Annotated in this window: 14 protein-coding genes and 1 tRNA gene; 6 read left to right on the top strand and 9 right to left on the bottom strand. The window is 65.9% G+C overall.

Features of this window, described 5'->3' with window-relative positions:
- Positions 1-107 precede the first annotated feature (107 nt).
- The 5 genes from ACT53K_RS06125 to ACT53K_RS06105 form a co-directional block, all read right to left on the bottom strand.
- Complete coding sequence (locus ACT53K_RS06125; RefSeq protein WP_476227686.1) at positions 108-2789, bottom strand: valine--tRNA ligase; 2682 nt, start codon at positions 2787-2789, stop codon at positions 108-110.
- A 155-nt stretch (positions 2790-2944) separates the two neighbouring features.
- Positions 2945-4987, bottom strand: a complete 2043-nt coding sequence (locus ACT53K_RS06120) for a S9 family peptidase (RefSeq protein WP_476227685.1) — start codon at positions 4985-4987, stop codon at positions 2945-2947.
- 62 nt (positions 4988-5049) lie between these two features.
- Positions 5050-5571 carry a DUF2497 domain-containing protein gene (locus tag ACT53K_RS06115; RefSeq protein WP_476227684.1) on the bottom strand — a complete coding sequence of 174 codons (522 nt, stop codon included), beginning with the start codon at positions 5569-5571 and terminating at the stop codon, positions 5050-5052.
- Between the two features lie 39 nt (positions 5572-5610).
- Positions 5611-7146 (bottom strand): TolC family outer membrane protein, encoded by a 1536-nt coding sequence (locus ACT53K_RS06110; RefSeq protein ID WP_476227683.1) that lies wholly within the window; start codon positions 7144-7146, stop codon positions 5611-5613.
- Between the two features lie 20 nt (positions 7147-7166).
- On the bottom strand, positions 7167-7850 hold the full coding sequence (locus tag ACT53K_RS06105) for a protein-L-isoaspartate O-methyltransferase family protein (protein ID WP_476227682.1): 684 nt from the start codon (positions 7848-7850) through the stop codon (positions 7167-7169).
- Between the two features lie 163 nt (positions 7851-8013).
- Between ACT53K_RS06105 and ACT53K_RS06100 the strand changes: the two genes are divergently transcribed.
- Positions 8014-8087, top strand: a tRNA-Cys gene (locus ACT53K_RS06100).
- Between the two features lie 78 nt (positions 8088-8165).
- On the opposite strand, the gene ACT53K_RS06095 is transcribed toward ACT53K_RS06100, so the two are convergent.
- On the bottom strand, positions 8166-8579 hold the full coding sequence (locus ACT53K_RS06095) for a DUF4179 domain-containing protein (protein ID WP_476227681.1): 414 nt from the start codon (positions 8577-8579) through the stop codon (positions 8166-8168).
- 228 nt (positions 8580-8807) lie between these two features.
- Here ACT53K_RS06095 and ACT53K_RS06090 point away from each other — a divergent pair, with 228 nt between their 5' ends.
- From ACT53K_RS06090 to ACT53K_RS06070, 5 genes are all read left to right on the top strand, one after another.
- A complete protein-coding gene (locus tag ACT53K_RS06090; RefSeq protein WP_476227680.1) occupies positions 8808-9035 on the top strand; it encodes a hypothetical protein in 228 nt (75 codons plus the stop codon).
- Positions 9036-9069: 34 nt separating this feature from the next.
- Positions 9070-9360 (top strand): hypothetical protein, encoded by a 291-nt coding sequence (locus ACT53K_RS06085; RefSeq protein ID WP_476227679.1) that lies wholly within the window; start codon positions 9070-9072, stop codon positions 9358-9360.
- A gap of 64 nt (positions 9361-9424) precedes the next feature.
- Positions 9425-10855: a cysteine--tRNA ligase gene (cysS, locus tag ACT53K_RS06080; protein ID WP_476227678.1), complete on the top strand. Its 1431-nt coding sequence runs from the start codon at positions 9425-9427 to the stop codon at positions 10853-10855.
- A gap of 90 nt (positions 10856-10945) precedes the next feature.
- Positions 10946-11383, top strand: coding sequence for a TM2 domain-containing protein (locus ACT53K_RS06075; RefSeq protein WP_476227677.1), 438 nt, complete (start codon positions 10946-10948; stop codon positions 11381-11383).
- A 4-nt stretch (positions 11384-11387) separates the two neighbouring features.
- The gene (locus tag ACT53K_RS06070) at positions 11388-12323 is read left to right on the top strand and encodes a D-2-hydroxyacid dehydrogenase (RefSeq protein ID WP_476227675.1); all 936 of its coding nucleotides are present in this window, start codon (positions 11388-11390) and stop codon (positions 12321-12323) included.
- Here ACT53K_RS06070 and ACT53K_RS06065 read toward each other — a convergent pair.
- Genes ACT53K_RS06065 through ACT53K_RS06055 form a run of 3 tightly spaced genes read right to left on the bottom strand, consistent with a single transcriptional unit; the run spans position 12317 to position 15323 of the window.
- Positions 12317-13558 carry an adenosylmethionine--8-amino-7-oxononanoate transaminase gene (locus ACT53K_RS06065; protein WP_476227673.1) on the bottom strand — a complete coding sequence of 414 codons (1242 nt, stop codon included), beginning with the start codon at positions 13556-13558 and terminating at the stop codon, positions 12317-12319. The genes ACT53K_RS06070 and ACT53K_RS06065 overlap by 7 nt on opposite strands.
- Positions 13558-14184, bottom strand: a complete 627-nt coding sequence (gene bioD / locus ACT53K_RS06060) for a dethiobiotin synthase (RefSeq protein WP_476227671.1) — start codon at positions 14182-14184, stop codon at positions 13558-13560. The genes ACT53K_RS06065 and bioD overlap by 1 nt, the downstream gene beginning before the upstream one ends.
- On the bottom strand, positions 14181-15323 hold the full coding sequence (locus ACT53K_RS06055) for an 8-amino-7-oxononanoate synthase (protein WP_476227670.1): 1143 nt from the start codon (positions 15321-15323) through the stop codon (positions 14181-14183). The genes bioD and ACT53K_RS06055 overlap by 4 nt, the downstream gene beginning before the upstream one ends.
- Positions 15324-15506 lie beyond the last annotated feature (183 nt).

Raw genomic sequence — 15506 nt, 5'->3', positions numbered from 1 at the left:
CTCCCGGGGACCGGGTGAAAACGGAACAGTATTATTACGGGAGATGCCAGCTTGCGCTGGCATGACGCTGGGGGATGGGTCGCCATCCACGCAACTTGGTATAAATTTTACCCCAGCCGCGCCACCGCAGCGGACAGCCGTTCCGCCTCGGCGCTCTTCTCCGCATGGTCCGCCCGCGCCTTTTCGACCGCTTCGGGCTTGGCGCGTTCGACGAAGCTGGGATTGCCCAGCCGCCCGGCAAGCGCGTCGCGTTCCTTCTCCGCCGCGGCGATCGCCTTGGTCAGGCGGGCGCGTTCGGCTTCGAGATCGACGACATCGCCCAGGGGCAGCACGAAGGTCGCCTCGTCCACCACGATCTGCAGCGCACCGCCGGCCGGCGCGTCCCCGGCCGTCTGGTCGACGCGGGCAAGCCGTGCCAGTGCTGCCTCCTGCCGCACCAGCCGCGCCGCGGTTTCGGCCGAGGCATCGCGCACATGGATCGGCAGGCGCGCCCCCGGCGGCACGTTCAGTTCCGTCCGCGCCGCGCGGATTTCGCTCACCAGCCGGATCAGCCAGTCGACTTCCTGCGCCGCCGCCGGATCGAGCGCCCGCGCATCGGCCTGCGGCCAGCGCGCGACGATCAGTTCCTGCTCGCGCGACCCCATCTTCGACCAGAGCTCTTCGGTGATGAAGGGCATGAACGGGTGGAGCATGACGAGGATCTGGTCGAGCACCCAGCCGGCCACCGCCCGCGTCTCTTCCGCGCCGGTAGCGCCCTCGCCCTGCAGCACCGGCTTGATCAGTTCGAGATACCAGTCGCAGAACCGGCTCCACACGAACTGATAGATGGTGTTCGCCGCCTCGTCGAAGCGCAGGTCGGCGAGCGCGAGGTCGAGAGCCTGCACTGTCGCAACCGTTTCCGCAATAATCCAGCGATTTGCCGCCAGCTCCGCAGACGGCGCCTCAAGTGTTGTGCTCGCACCGATGCCGTTCGACTGGCAGAAGCGCGCGGCGTTCCACAGCTTAGTCGCGAAGTTGCGATAGCCCTCGATCCGCTTCTCATCCATCTTGATGTCGCGGCCCTGGCTTTCCATCGCCGCCATGAAGAAGCGCAGCGCATCGGCGCCGTACTTGTCGATCAGGCCCAGCGGATCGACCGTGTTGCCCTTGGACTTGGACATTTTCTGGCCGTCGGCTGCGCGGACAAGACCGTGGAGATACAGGGTCTTGAACGGCACTTGCCGCATGAAGTGCAAACCCTGCATCATCATCCGCGCATCCCAGAAGAACAGGATGTCGAAGCCGGAGATCAGCACATCGTTCGAATAGCGGCCGCCCAGCGTCGGGTCGCCATCCTCCGGCCAACCGAGCGTCGCAAACGGCCAGAGCGCCGAGGAGAACCAGGTGTCGAGCACGTCGGGGTCGCGGGTCAGCGCGACGCCCTCACCGGCCTGGGCCTGTGCCTCTTCCTCGGTTTCGGCAACATACGCCTTGCCGTCGGCGTCGAACCACGCCGGAATCCGGTGCCCCCACCAGAGCTGGCGGCTGACGCACCAGGGCTGGATGTTCTCCATCCAGTTGAAATAGGTCTTTTCCCAGCTCTTCGGGACGATCTTAGTCGCGCCGGAGCGGACCGCCTCGATCGCCGGCTGGGCCAGCGTCTTGGCGTCGACATACCATTGGTCGGTCAGCCAGGGCTCGATCACCTGCCCCGAGCGATCGCCGAACGGCGTCTGGATCGTGCGCGGCTCGGCGTCATGCTCGACACCTTCCTTGTCGGTCCAGGGGACGAGGAAGCCCTCGTCCTTCAGCCGCGCGACGAGTGCCTTGCGCGCCTCGAACCGGTCGAGCCCGATCAGGTCGGCGGGGACCAACCCGTCCTGCGTCTGGCAGATCGCCGCCTTGGCATCGAGCATGTTGAGCATCTCGCCGGCTTTAATGCCAGCGCGAACACCAACCTCGAAGTCGTTGAAATCATGCCCCGGCGTGATCTTCACCGCGCCCGAGCCGAGTTCCGGATCGGCATGTTCGTCGCCGACGATCGGGATCAGCCGGCCGGTGATCGGCAGGCGGACCTGCTTGCCGATCAGCGCCTTGTAGCGCTCGTCTTCGGGATGGACGGCAACCGCCATGTCGGCCAGCATCGTCTCCGGCCGCGTCGTCGCGACCTGGATGAAGCCCGATCCATCCGCCAGCGGATAGCGCAGGTGCCAGAATTTTCCGGCGACTTCCTTGGTCTCCACCTCCAGGTCGCTGATCGCGGTGCCAAGGCCGGGATCCCAGTTCACCAGACGCTTGTCGCGATAGAGCAGGCCCTGGCGGTACAGCGCGACGAACACCTTGAGCACGGCCCTGGAAAAGCCGGGGTCCATGGTGAAGCGCTCGTTCGCCCAGTCCATCGAACAGCCCAGCCGGCGCAGCTGGCGGGTAATCTCGCCGCCGCTTTCCTCTTTCCACTTCCAGACGAGGTCGACGAACTGTTCGCGCGTATAGTTGGTGCGCTTGTCCTGCCGCGCGTTGAGCTGGCGTTCGACCACCATCTGGGTGGCGATGCCGGCATGGTCGGTGCCAACCACCCAGCGCGCATCCTTGCCCTTCAGCCGCGCATGGCGGACCAGGATATCCTGCAGCGTGTTGTCGAGCGCATGGCCGATATGCAGGCTGCCGGTGACGTTGGGCGGCGGGTTGACGATCGTCCACGGGTCGGCGCCTGGGCGTTCGGGATGGAACAGGCCCTTTTGCTCCCAATGGGGATACCAGCGGGATTCGATTTCGGCGGGGTCGAAGGTCTTGGGAAGCTCGGTCGTCATGCCGCTGCCTTAGCGGCGGGGGCGGGCCAAGTACAAGCACCGTAGCGCCCCTCCCGCTTGCGGGAGGGGTCGAGGGAGGGAACGATGTGGAAGCAGCGCTACGTCGTTCCAGCCCCTCCCCTAACCCCTCCCGCAAGCGGGAGGGGAACCATATCTCACTCGCCCTTGGTGTACTTCCCCAACCAGCCGAGCACTTCGCCATACCATTGCAGCGAATTCTTCGGCTTGAGCACCCAATGGTTCTCGTCCGGGAACACCAGCAGCTTCGACGGGATTTCGCGCCGCTGCAGTGCGGTGAACGCCGCCAGCCCCTGGGTATAGGGGATACGGAAATCCTTCTCGCTGGTGATCACCAGCTGCGGCGTCTTCCACGCGGCGACATGGTTGACCGGGTTCCATTTCTCGAACGCCTGCGGGTCTTCGAAATAGGCCTTGCCGCCATGTTCCCACTCGTCGAACCACAGCTCCTCGGTCTCGTATGCCATGGCGCGGGCGTCGAACACGCCGTCATGCTGGACGATGCACTTGAACCGGTCGGGCCACTGCCCCTCGATCCAGTTCATCATATAGCCGCCATAGGAGGCACCGAGCGCGCAGGCATTGTTCGCGTCGAGGAACGCGAACTTGTCGGTCGCCGCCTTCAGGCCCTTTTTCAGATCCTCAAGCGGCCAGCCGCCCCAGTTGTTGTGGATCGCATCGGTGAAATTCTGGCCGTACCCCGTAGAGCCATGGAAATCGACCGACACCACCGCATAGCCGGCCCCGGCGAACACCGCCGGGTTCCAGCGATAGGACCAGCTATTGTTCATGCTGCCCTGCGGCCCGCCGTGGACGATGAAGGCGATCGGCGCCTGGCCCCCTGCGGCCAGCCCCGCCGGCTTTGCGACATAGCCCCAGACGGTATCGCCATTGGCGCCGGCGAAGTTGAACTTCGTCACTTCCGGCATCGCCACGCCGGCCAGCTTTTCGGCGTTCACGGCCGTGAGTCGCTCGCTCTTCTTGCCCTTCAGGAAATAGAAGTCGTCGGGCGCGGTCAGGCTGTTCAGCGCATAGACGATGCCGCCCCTGGTCGGCACCACTGCCGAAACCGTGCCCTTGTCGGTCAGGCGCGACACCTTGCCGCTGAGGGGATCGACCGACCAGATCGGCGTTTCCTGCACGTCCTCGGCCGTGACGTAGATCGTCTTCGCATCGGGCGCCCAGGCGATCGAGGCGACCGAGCGGTCCCAGTCCGCCGTCAGCGCGCGGACTTCGCCGGTGGCGAGGTTGCGCAGCATCAGCACCTGCCGATCCGCCTCATAGCCCGGCCGCGCCATCGCGAACCAGGCGAGCCATTTCCCGTCGGGCGACGCGGTCGGCAGGTTATCCATGCCGTGATTGGCTTCGGTCAGGTTGACGGGCTTGGCCGATCCGTCGGCAGGTACGGCGAAGATGTCGAGATTGGTCGATAGCGATTCGATCCGCCCCGCCTCGCGCAGTGCGAAGAACACGGTCTTGCTATCGGCCGACCAGCTCACTTCCTCGCCGCCGCCGAACGGCTTGGAGGGCGAATCGCCGACCAGGCCGCCCTCGATCGCCACGCCATTGCCGGTCGCACCCTTGGGGCCGAACGGCACGACGAACAGCTGCGAGCGCGTGCCGTCGGCCCATGTGTCCCAGTGGCGGACGAAGAGCTGGCTATAGACCCGGCCCGAACCCGCATTGGCGTCCTTCTTCTCCAGCGCCGGTTCCAGGCTCGGCGCGCCGAGCTTGCGATCGGCCCAGATCAGCAGCTTGGCGCCGTCAGGCGAAACCTTGAAGCCGCTGAACCCGCCCGGAATATGCGTCAGCTGTACCGGCGCACCGCCCGTGACCGCCACGCCCCACACCGCATCCTCGCCGCCCTTGTCGGACTGGAACCATATGGTCTTGCCATCGGCGGAGAATTGCGGGCTGGTTTCGTTGACATCGGCTTCGGCGACCAGCTTTTCGGGCCTCGCACCCTTCACCGTCAGGTCGAGCCGCCACAAATCGTAGCGCCCCTTGTTGGCGGCCAGATCGGTCTCGCGCTGTTGCCAGACGAGCCAGTGGCCGTCGGGCGAAACAGCCGGCGCGCCGACGCGGGAGAGGCCGACCACGTCCTGAATGGTGAGATCACGCGCCGATGCAGGCGCGACGGCGGAAGCGAGCGCAACGCCCGCGAGCAGGAAGTGCTTCATATGGCGGAGACTAGCCATAAGCGCGGCCGGCGCACAATCGCCGAAACCGCGTTTAAGCGGGGTTATTTGCCGCCGGTGATGCGCTCGATCTCGCGGCTGACCATCGTCTCGACGATCCGCGGCAAATTCTCGTCCAGCCAGTCACGCAGCATTGGCTTCAGCAGTTCGCGCACCAGCCCTTCCAGCGTATCGGCGCCGGCGACCTGCGGCTTAACCACCATGCGCGACAAGGCTTCCAGCTTGTCGCGGCTGACTTCGGCGGCACGATCGGAAACGATCGATTCGCGCGGCGCCGGCCGGGCTGCAGCGCGCGGCGCCGGTTCCGGCTCCGCCACGCGCGGCGATTCGACAGGCGCTGCTGCGGTCGGTGCGGGAATGTCCCGAACCGGTTCGCGCAGTTCCAGCACCTCGTCTTCGTCCATGTCGTTCTCGACTGCCTCACGCACGCGCGCCGCCGGCGCCTGCCGCGCGGGCCGCCGGGGACGCGATGCGGCGCTGACCGCCCCATCGCCTTCCTCGGCGATGATGCGTTTGATGGACGAGAGAATCTCCTCCATCGACGGCTCGCTGCTGATATCCCCCATTGCTGCCACTCGCTTTCTGGTGCGCTCGGGGTGTCTCAATCAGGGATTCGGGCGGGTCGTGTCAACAGGGCGTTGCAAAACAGGGTCGAGCGAGTCGCCCCGAACGTCTGCCCCCTGCGCCGGCGTGCCCCGAGTCGAAGTGGCGACACCGGCGGGCGCCTTGTCGTCGTTCCAGTCGCTCCAGCGGTTACGCACCCGCTTGTAGTTCGCCGCCGGATCGTAGAGCGGGCCACCATCCAGATTGAGTGCAGATGCCTGCGCCCGGCCCATTGCCGCCAGCAGGCTGAAACCGGCGACATAGGCATCACGCTCGGCCGTGACATACTGGACCTGCGAATTGAGCAGTTCCTGCTCCGCGTTCAGTATGTCGAGGATGGTGCGCGTGCCGACGCTGTTTTCTGCCCGCACGCCCTCCAGGCTTAGCTGGTTGGCCTGCACCGCCACGCGCGACGACTCGATGACCCGGAGCGCCGACTGGTAGCTGGCATAGGCCGAACGCGCCTGGGCGATCACGCCGCGTTCCGTAAGCGTGACATTCTCGATCGCCGATGCTTCCCGCGCCTGTGCCTGCCGCACCTGTGCGGCGGGGCGCCCCCCCTGGAACAGCGGCAGCGTGACCTGCAAGCCCAGCGTCGTCGAAACGCCGTTGTTGGTCAGTCCGCTCTGACGGCCGAGACTGCTGACCGAGCCCAGATAGTTATAATAGGACGCGCCTGTCCCCACGCTCACCTGCGGCAGGCGCCCCGCCTGCGCGACGCGAGTATCGTAGTTCGTCGCTTTGCGCTGCAGTTGCGCCGCTTCCAGAAACGGATTGTTCGCCAGCGCGACCTGCTCTGCCGTCGCCGCGTCGTCGGGCAGATTCGGCAGCGGCGGCGGCGGGGCAAGCACGCCGGGGGGCGAGCCGACCACGCGGATATAGGTTTCGCGGCTGCCGATCAGATTGGCTTCCGCACTGCGCAGCTGCGACTGGGCCAGCGCCAAACGCGCCTCGGACTGCGCCACGTCGGTACGGGTCAGGTCGCCCACCTGAAAGCGATCGCGCGTCGCCTGCAGGTTCACTTCGAGAACATGGACGTTTTCCTGATTCAGCCGGACGATCGACTCGTCGCGAATCACATTCAGATAGGCAGTGACCGTCTGCGTGAAGACATCGGCCTCGACGCCGCGCAGATTGGCGCGACCGGCATCGACCCGCACCTCCGCTGCCCGCACCGAATTGCGAACGCGGCCGCCGCTATAAACCGGTTGCGAAAGATTGATGCCCAGCTGCCCCTGGCGCGTGGGCGACAGCGGCGTCGCGTCGCTGTTGTACAGGCTGTCGTTTACCGACCCGGTGCCGTTGACCGACGGCAGACCCGAAGAGCGGGCGATCGGCACATTCTCGTCGTTCGCGCGCTGGTTGGCGCGCTCGCCCTGCAGGTCCGGGTTGCTGTTGTAGGCCTGGAGCAGCGCATCGCGCAGCGTCGTGGTCGGCGCTGCGGTTGCGGCCGCGGGCGCAGGTGCCGCGGTCTGTGCGGCCGCCGGATGGGCCAGGGCAATGAGGCTCACGCCGAAAACAAAAGGAGTAATTCGCATGAGCCTCATCATCTTCCCCGTCAGAATTTAAACGTTCTCGGCTTTTCGAATCCGGGCAGAATCGCGCATTCCACGTCCGCGAAATCCGCCAGGCCGAATCCACCTTCGCTACGGCGGCCGATGGCGAGCCGCGTGACACCGCGATCGTTCACGCCGGTGGCGACACAGCCTCCCGGCTTGAGCTGGGCGAGCAGCGCATCGGGCAGTGCTTCGACTGCGCCGTCGATGACGATCACGTCATAGGGCGCACCCGCTGCCCAGCCGGCCGCAAGCGGCCCCTGCACCAGCTCGACATTGGCAATTCCGGCCAGACCGCCACGGGCGATCGCAACCAGCGAATCTTCTTCTTCCAGCGCCACGACGCTCGTCACCAGCCGCGAAAGCACCGCTGCACCATAGCCGCCGGCGGCACCGACCAGCAGCGCACGATAGCCGGGCTGCAGCTGCGCCTCGGTCAGCAGGCGCCCCAGCACCAGCGGCGCGTTCTGGCGCCGGCCATTGCCCAGCGGCACCTGCGTATCGCGATAGGCCATCGCCCGCTGGTCGCTGGGCAGGAACACTTCACGCGGCACCAGCGCCATGGCTTCCACCACGCGCGGATCGTTGACCGCGTTGGTACGCAGTTGGCTTGCCACCATCGCGTGGCGCATCGCCTCGAAACGAGCAGTCTCGACGGGCGCAGGGTCGACCGAAAGGGCCATCATAACTCCGCTTTTCTTACACAACCGTATTAGCCGTGCAATACACTTGTTGGGTTCGCGGCGCTTGTATCGCGGCGCGACCGGTCCGCCAAGCGACACGGAAGCGAAATCGAAAGCTTATTGACATCCGCCGGTCCCCCCGTGCATTGCGCGCCCCTCACCGGGCGGCCCGATGGCGGAGTGGTGACGCAGCGGACTGCAAATCCGTATACGCCGGTTCGATTCCGGCTCGGGCCTCCATCTCCTTGCGAGAACATGAAAAAGGGCGTCTGCGATGCTACATCGCAGACGCCCTTTTCAATCTAGTTAACGATGGGCTTACCGGTTGGCGCGGCAGTTCCCGCCGTCAACCTGGCGGCCCGCCAGGGCGCCGACCCCTGCACCGATGATGGTGCCGGTGCCGCTCCGGTGGTAGGAGTCGCCCCGTCCGATCTCACCGCCCAGCAGGCCGCCGGCAATCGCACCCAGAATGGTGCCGGTGGTGCCGTCGCTGCAGCGACGCGGATAATAGTAGCGATCCCGATAATTGTCGCGATAGACATAGCGGGTGCGGTCCGGGCGATAGTCGCGATAATCCCGATACTCGCGATATTCGCGATAGTCGCCGTCATAGCCGCGATAATCGCGCTCATACCGGCTATAGCCATAATCCTGTGCCGCAGCCGGGGTTGCAGTAACCGCACCGGTGAGCAGGGTCGTCGCAATCGCGGCGCCGATCAGAAACTTCTTCATAACTTGCCTCCTCACGGGGCTCTTGTGCCGCCGTCGAGAGACTGTTTGCCCGATTCGGAATGTTACGAGCCTGAACGTCATCGTTAGCTCGCGTTCAGCAAATCTTCGTCGCGGCGGCGTTGCCGCCCGCTGTGGCCTGCCCGACACTATCGGCGCTGATTCGTTTTCCCTCCGGAACTGTCCCGACTCGGCGACGTTCCGGTACAGCAAGCAACGGGGAGTTGGCCCATGTACGACTTCGGTATCCGGCGAGCGCTCAGCGGCTATCGTGTCGCCTATCATCCGCACGAGACGAATCACTGTCCTGGCTGCGGCAATTCGCACTGGATGATCGGGCGGATGACGGCAGAATGCGCCTTTTGCGCCACGGCCCTGCCGCTCCACGCCGGCGCGAGTACGGGCCAGGGCGCACTGCGCGGTACGCCGCGCTCGGGACGTTCGCCGCTCGCCGCCTGAACGGCAGGATGCGGAACTGGTTGGGAGAGGAAGGATGACCGGTATTTCGGTGACGTCACCCGTCGAACGCATCGCCCGCGTGCTGGCGGCCGAAATGCTAAGCCCCAACGGCGAAGGTGCAGGCGATCTTTCGCAACCGGTGAGCGACGTGGTCGACACGATCTGGCCCCGCGAAGTGCCCCGGGCGCTTGCGGTGCTGCGTACCCTGCGCGAGCCGACGCCGGAGATGATCGAGGCCGGCCGTGCAGCGGGCAACGACCCGGCGCGAATCTGGTCTTCGATGGTGCAGATCGCGATCGAGCAGGAAACTGCCCTCACGGCCTGAGCGGCTGCGCCGCCGCTTCGTTCGGCGGGTTTGTACGCGGCGCCGGTTTCGCTATGGGCATGCCATGCACGACGCTCCGCTCACGCTCTACAATTCGCTTTCCCGTTCGCTCGAGCCGTTCCAGCCGCTCGATCCCGACAAGGGCGTGCGCGTCTATTCGTGCGGGCCAACCGTCTACAACTATGCCCATCTCGGCAATTTGCGCGCCTATGTGTTCACCGACACGTTGAGCCGGGTGCTGCGCTGGAAGGGCTACCCCCTCACCCACATCATCAACATCACCGATGTCGGCCATCTGACCTCCGATGCCGACGCCGGCGACGACAAGATGGAAGCCGCCGCGCGCGCCCAGGCCAGGAGCATCTGGGACATCGCGGCGCATTATACGGCGGCGTTCAAGCAGAACATCGCCGACCTCAACATTACCGAGCCGAGCAAATGGTCGGTCGCGACCGATCATATCCAGCAGATGATCGCCTTTGCCGAGAAGATCGCGCCCGCGCATTGCTATGAGCTCGATTCGGGCCTGTATTTCGACGTGACGACCGTGCCCGACTATGGCCGCCTCGCCGGCGCTGCCGATGACGCGGCGGAAGGCCGGATCGATCCGGTCGACGGCAAGCGCCATCCGCAGGACTTCGCGATCTGGCGGAAGTCGCCGCCGGGCGAACAGCGCCAGATGGAATGGGATTCGCCCTGGGGCAAGGGTGCGCCGGGCTGGCATCTCGAATGCTCGGTGATGAGCATCCAGTATCTCGGCGCGCCGTTCGACATCCACACCGGCGGCATCGACCACCGCGAAATCCACCATCCGAACGAAATTGCGCAGAACCAGGCCTATTGCGGCTGTGGCGACACGGGTGCGCATTTCTGGATGCACAATAACTTCCTGGTCGACCGCCAGGGGAAAATGTCCAAGTCGAAGGGCGGCTTCACCACCCTGCAATCGCTGATCGACGCGGGTGTGCATCCCCTCGCCTATCGTCTGCTATGCCTGCAGGCGCAGTATCGCAGCGAGCTGGAATTTTCCGCCGAAAGCCTTGCCGCCGCACTCACCCGGCTGAAGCGGCTGGTGATGACGGTGACGGCACTGAAGGCACGCGCGGAAGGTCAAGGCAATGCGCCGGCGGTATGGCTGGAACGGCTCGACGCAGCGGTGTCGGATGATCTCAACACGCCCAAGGCGCTGCCGGTGCTCGACGAGCTGCTCGCCGACAAGCGCACCGCTCCCGCCGACCGGCTGGCGGCGCTCGTCGAGTTCGACAAGGTGCTGGGTCTGCGGTTGTCCGAACTGACCCGCGAGGAACTGCGCATGCAGCCCAAGGGCGCGACGATTACGCCGAAGGAAATCGACGACCTGCTGGTCGAGCGCAAGGAAGCGCGCGTGGTGAAGGATTTCCAGCGCTCTGACCGCATCCGCGACGATCTGGCGGCGGCCGGCATCGAAGTGATGGACGGCGATCCGCTCGGCTGGGACTGGAAGCCCGCGCTGTAAGGCAATCGGGGGAGAGCATCCCCTCCAAATCCCTCTTGCCTTGAGCCCCCCTCGTCCGCCAGAAACCGCAGCGGCATTTCGGGGGAAGGCATGCGCGGGCAGGTGTTGGGGGTCGATCGGGCAAGCGGCGAGGGCCAGATTTCCGGCGAGGACGGCGTCCGCTACAGCTTCCTGCGCGACGACTGGAGCGACAGCCGCAATCCCGGCGTCGGCGCCCGGGTCGATTTCGAGGCGGACGGCACGCGCGCCCGCAAGATCTTCCGGCTGCTGGAGGCCGGTGAACGCCCGGCGGTGCAGACGCCCGCCAGCGACCGCAACAAATATGTCGCGGCGCTGCTCGCCTTCTTTTTCGGCACGCTCGGCATCCACCGTTTCTATCTCGGGCGGAACGGCACCGGCGTGCTGATGCTCATTTTGTCGCTGACAATCGTCGGACTGCTCGTAACCGGCCTTTGGGCCTTTATCGACGCGATACGCTATCTGCTTATGTCAGATCGCGAATTCGCGCATCGCTACGCAAGGCTATAGCGCGGTGAAGGCCGTCCTCCCCGCGCTGGCAAAACCGCTCATTGAGCAGCACCTGCCGGCGGAGATCACGGCCGAATGGTTCGTCACCCCCGACGAAGCGGTAGCACTGGCCGGCGATGCGGAAATCGGTTGGCTCGACATTAACCGGCCAGACCAGTGGGCGGAGGCCGTTGCGGCGGGAGCGAAGCTGCGCTGGCTGTCGACCATCTATGCCGGCATCGACCCGCTCGACATCCCGTTGCTGCGCCAGCGCGGCACCCGCGTCACCAACGGCAGCGGCGTCAACGCCCATGCCGTCGCCGAATATGCGGTGATGGCCTGTCTGGTCGCCGCCAAGCGCTATGACCAGGTGCTGCGCACCGCCGAGCGCCGCGAATGGCCCGGCGACGCACCCGGCAAGCTCGAAATGTTCGAAAGCAAGGCGCTGGTCATCGGCTATGGCACGATCGGCCGGCTGATTGGCACGCGGCTGGCGGCGTTCGGCGTCGAAGTCACCGGGGTAACGCGATCGGGTGCCGAGGGCACGTTGACGCCGGATGCATGGCGCGAACGGCTGGGCAGCTTTGACTGGGTAGTCCTCGCAGCCCCCGCCACGGACGCGACCCATGCTCTGATCGGCGAGGTGGAATTGCAGGCGATGAAGCCGGGCGCCTGGATCATCAATGTCGGCCGTGGCGAGCTGATCGATCAGGACGCCCTGATCGGTGCTGTTTCGCGCCGACGGATCGGCGGAGCATTTCTCGATACCGTCACGCCCGAGCCGCTGCCGCCAGACCACCCGCTTTGGTCGACGCCGAACATCCTGTTGTCGATGCACCTGTCGGGGCGCAGCCAGACGCGGATGTTCCAGCGCGCGACCGCGCTGTTTCTCCAAAATCTGCGCGCGTTTCTCGACGGCGCCCCCCTTACCAACGAAGTCGACCTCAGTGCCGGTTACTGACCGAGGAACGCCGGCACCAGCGCCCAGACCTGATCGAGCTGCTCGCGTGTAATACTGTAGGGCGGCATCACATAGACGGTGTTGCCCAGCGGCCGGAGCAGCACGCCGCGCTCGCGCGCAAAGGCCATCAGGCGCGGGGCGATGGCGGAGAGATAGCCGCTCTCCGGCTGCTCGATCTCCAGCGCGGCGATGGTGCCCATGCAGCGATGGTTCGTCAGGCCCGGAACGCCCGCGAGCGCATCCAGCGCCGCCTGCTGCCATTCGCCCAGCCGCGCTATCCGCTCCAACACCGGCTCCTCGCGCCAGATCGCCAGATTGGCGACGGCAGCCGCACAGGCGATCGGGTTGGCGGTATAACTGGAGGAGTGGAAGAACATCCGTCCCCGGTCCTCCGACCAATGCGCCTGAAAGATCGGTGCGGTCGCCAGCGTTACTGCCAGCGGCACCGCGCCGCCGGTAAGGCCCTTCGACAGACACAGGATGTCGGGCACGAGGCCAGCCTGTTCGCACGCAGTAAGGGTGCCGGTCCGGCCCCAGCCCGTCATCACTTCGTCAGCGAGGAAGAGCACATCATGCCGCGCACAGATCGCGCGCATTTCGGCAAGGATGGCGGGGGTGTAGAAAAGCATGCCCCCAGCGCCGAGCACCAAGGGCTCGACGATGAACGCAGCAGCACCCGCGCGGCATTCTGCCTCCAGCGCATCGAGCGTCGCCTGTTCAGCACCCACACCGGGAAAGGGTATGGTGCCGACATCGAACAGCAGCGGCTGATAGGGTTTGTTGAACACGCCCCGGGCGCCCACCGACATGCCGCCGATCGTGTCGCCATGATAGCTGTGCTCCAGCACCAGGATGCGGCTGCGATCCTGCCCAAGTTGGTGCCAGTAGCCGAGCGCCATCTTGAGCGCGACTTCCACCGCGGTGGAGCCGCTATCGCTGAAGAAGACATATTCGAGCGCGTCCGGCAGTATCCCGCGAAGTCCCGCGGCGAGCAGCTCGGCCGGTTCGTGCGTCCAGCCGGCGAAGATGATCTGGTCCAGCTTGGCCGCCTGTTCGGCGATCGCGGCCATGATACGCGGGTTGCAATGGCCGTGCGTCGTCACCCACCAGGACGAAATCGCATCGATAAAGCTGCCGCCATCGGCAGTGTAGATCAGCGCGTCGCGGGCGTGGCTGACCTGTGGGATAGGCTCGCCCAGGCCGTGCTGGGTGAACGGATGCCAGACCGAGGACATCAGCTGAAATCCCTCAGGTCGAAGGCGGCGCCAAACGCCTGCGCCAGCGCGCCGGGGTTGAGGTCCGGAAGGATCGGCAGGCGCCCGAGTCGCCTGACCTTACCCATGGCAGCGATCGTCGCCTCGCTGTCCTCGACCTCGTCACCCACGAACGCGATGCCATGGATCGGCACGCCGCGCGCCCGCAGCGCTTCGATCGAAAGCAGGCTGTGGTTGATCGTGCCGAGCGCGGTTCGCGCGACGAGCACCACCGGTTTGCCCCAGCGGCCGAACAGGTCGGCGTAGAGGATATCCCGCGTCACCGGCACCAGCGCACCACCCGCGCCTTCCACCACCAGCGGTCCTTCGACCTGCGGCAGCGCGAGGCGCCCGAGGTCTATCGTCACGCCGTCAATTTCCGCGGCGCGGTGGGGCGAGCAGGGTGTCACGAGGCGGTATGCCTCGGGAAGGATATGCGCGGGCGGCAGGCCCGAGAGCGCGGCAGTGCGTTCGCTGTCGCTGCCGTCATCGAGCCCGGCCTGGATCGGCTTCCAATAACGGGCGCGCAGCGCGCCGGCGAGCGCCGCAGCGAACACGGTCTTACCGATGCCGGTATCGGTGCCGGTGACAATGAAGGTCTGGCTCATGCGGCGATTGTCTCGCTTTCCGGGATCAGGACCGCGAGCCGCGTCGCAAGTGCGGCGATGTCGGCCGGATCAACATTGTTGGTAATCGAAATACGCAGGCGTGAGGTACCGGCGGGAACCGTCGGCGGGCGGATACCGCGCACATCGAAGCCGCTCTCCTGAAGTGCACCGGCGACTGCCATGGTCCGAACATCGTCGCAAAGGATCAGCGGCAGGATCTGGCTTTCGCCGGCCGGCACGCCGAGCGGCGCCAAAGCCAGCCGAGCCGCAGCAATCCTGTCGAACAGCGCGGCGCGAAGCCCGCCCCTCGCCGCGACGATCCGCAGTGCCGCGCGCACGGCAGCGGCCATCAGCGGCGACGGCGCGGTCGAAAAGATGAACGCCCTTCCGCGGTTGACAAGGAAGTCGCGGACCACTGCCGGTCCGGTGACCAGTGCCCCCTCGCACCCGAGCGCCTTGCCGCAGGTGTGCAGGGTAATGAGATTGGCGGTCGGCAAGCCATACGCCAGCCCCTGACCCTGCGGCCCGTAAACCCCGGTGGCATGCGCTTCGTCGACCAGCAGAACCGCGTCCTCGACCTGCGCGAGCGCCGCCAGCTCGGCAAGCGGGGCGAAATCACCGTCCATGCTGTACAGGCTCTCGACTGCGATCCACACACGCCCTGCCCCGCCCTCACGGCGCCATTGGGCAATGGCCGCGGCAAAGCCGGCGACATCATTGTGCGCCACCGACCGTGCCTCCGCCCGGCCGAGCTTCATCCCCTCATGCGCACTGGCATGGACGAGTGCGTCAAACAGCACCAGCTCGCCCCGTTGCGGCAGCGTGCCGAGCAAGGCGGCGTTGGCGGCATAGCCACTGGAGAAGTACAGCGCCGATTCGCGCCCGAAAAACGCCGCCGCCTCGGCTTCCAGCGCCTCGTGCTCGGGATGGTTGCCGCGCAGCAATCGCGATCCACCCGAGCCGATCGGGACGCCGCGCGCCAGCGCCGCCGCGACCGCTTCGGTCAGCAGCGCCGATCCAGCCAGCCCCAGATAATCGTTAGACGCAAAATCGGCGCCGTCCCGGCCGATCAGCCGCCTTCCTCTTCCCCGCGCTGCCAGTCCGGCCAAATCGCGCGCCTGTGCCTCGAATAGGTGCATGAGGCGGGCGGCTACACCCATCCGGCATCACAGGCAATTCGCGCTCCATCAATTTACCCCGACCAGGTAAGATAACGCTTGCACATCTTTACCCGCTGCGGGTAAGTGACACCCATGATGACGTTAGCCGGTTCCAAAATCCGCCACTATCGCGAGGAGCGCGCACTCACTCGTGCCGCGTTC

This window comes from Sphingomonas sp. DMC8, from assembly GCF_056314185.1.
This window is presented reverse-complemented; position numbering and strand designations above follow the sequence as displayed.

Excerpts from the sequence above, each read along its gene's own strand:
- ACT53K_RS06125 (WP_476227686.1), bottom strand. The coding sequence starts at position 2,789 with ATGACGACCGAGCTTCCCAAGACCTTCGACCCCGCCGAAATCGAATCC.
- ACT53K_RS06120 (WP_476227685.1), bottom strand. The coding sequence starts at position 4,987 with ATGAAGCACTTCCTGCTCGCGGGCGTTGCGCTCGCTTCCGCCGTCGCG.
- ACT53K_RS06115 (WP_476227684.1), bottom strand. The coding sequence starts at position 5,571 with ATGGGGGATATCAGCAGCGAGCCGTCGATGGAGGAGATTCTCTCGTCC.
- ACT53K_RS06110 (WP_476227683.1), bottom strand. The coding sequence starts at position 7,146 with ATGCGAATTACTCCTTTTGTTTTCGGCGTGAGCCTCATTGCCCTGGCC.
- ACT53K_RS06105 (WP_476227682.1), bottom strand. The coding sequence starts at position 7,850 with ATGATGGCCCTTTCGGTCGACCCTGCGCCCGTCGAGACTGCTCGTTTC.
- ACT53K_RS06095 (WP_476227681.1), bottom strand. The coding sequence starts at position 8,579 with ATGAAGAAGTTTCTGATCGGCGCCGCGATTGCGACGACCCTGCTCACC.
- ACT53K_RS06090 (WP_476227680.1), top strand. The coding sequence starts at position 8,808 with ATGTACGACTTCGGTATCCGGCGAGCGCTCAGCGGCTATCGTGTCGCC.
- ACT53K_RS06085 (WP_476227679.1), top strand. The coding sequence starts at position 9,070 with ATGACCGGTATTTCGGTGACGTCACCCGTCGAACGCATCGCCCGCGTG.
- cysS (WP_476227678.1), top strand. The coding sequence starts at position 9,425 with ATGCACGACGCTCCGCTCACGCTCTACAATTCGCTTTCCCGTTCGCTC.
- ACT53K_RS06075 (WP_476227677.1), top strand. The coding sequence starts at position 10,946 with ATGCGCGGGCAGGTGTTGGGGGTCGATCGGGCAAGCGGCGAGGGCCAG.
- ACT53K_RS06065 (WP_476227673.1), bottom strand. The coding sequence starts at position 13,558 with ATGTCCTCGGTCTGGCATCCGTTCACCCAGCACGGCCTGGGCGAGCCT.
- bioD (WP_476227671.1), bottom strand. The coding sequence starts at position 14,184 with ATGAGCCAGACCTTCATTGTCACCGGCACCGATACCGGCATCGGTAAG.
- ACT53K_RS06055 (WP_476227670.1), bottom strand. The coding sequence starts at position 15,323 with ATGCACCTATTCGAGGCACAGGCGCGCGATTTGGCCGGACTGGCAGCG.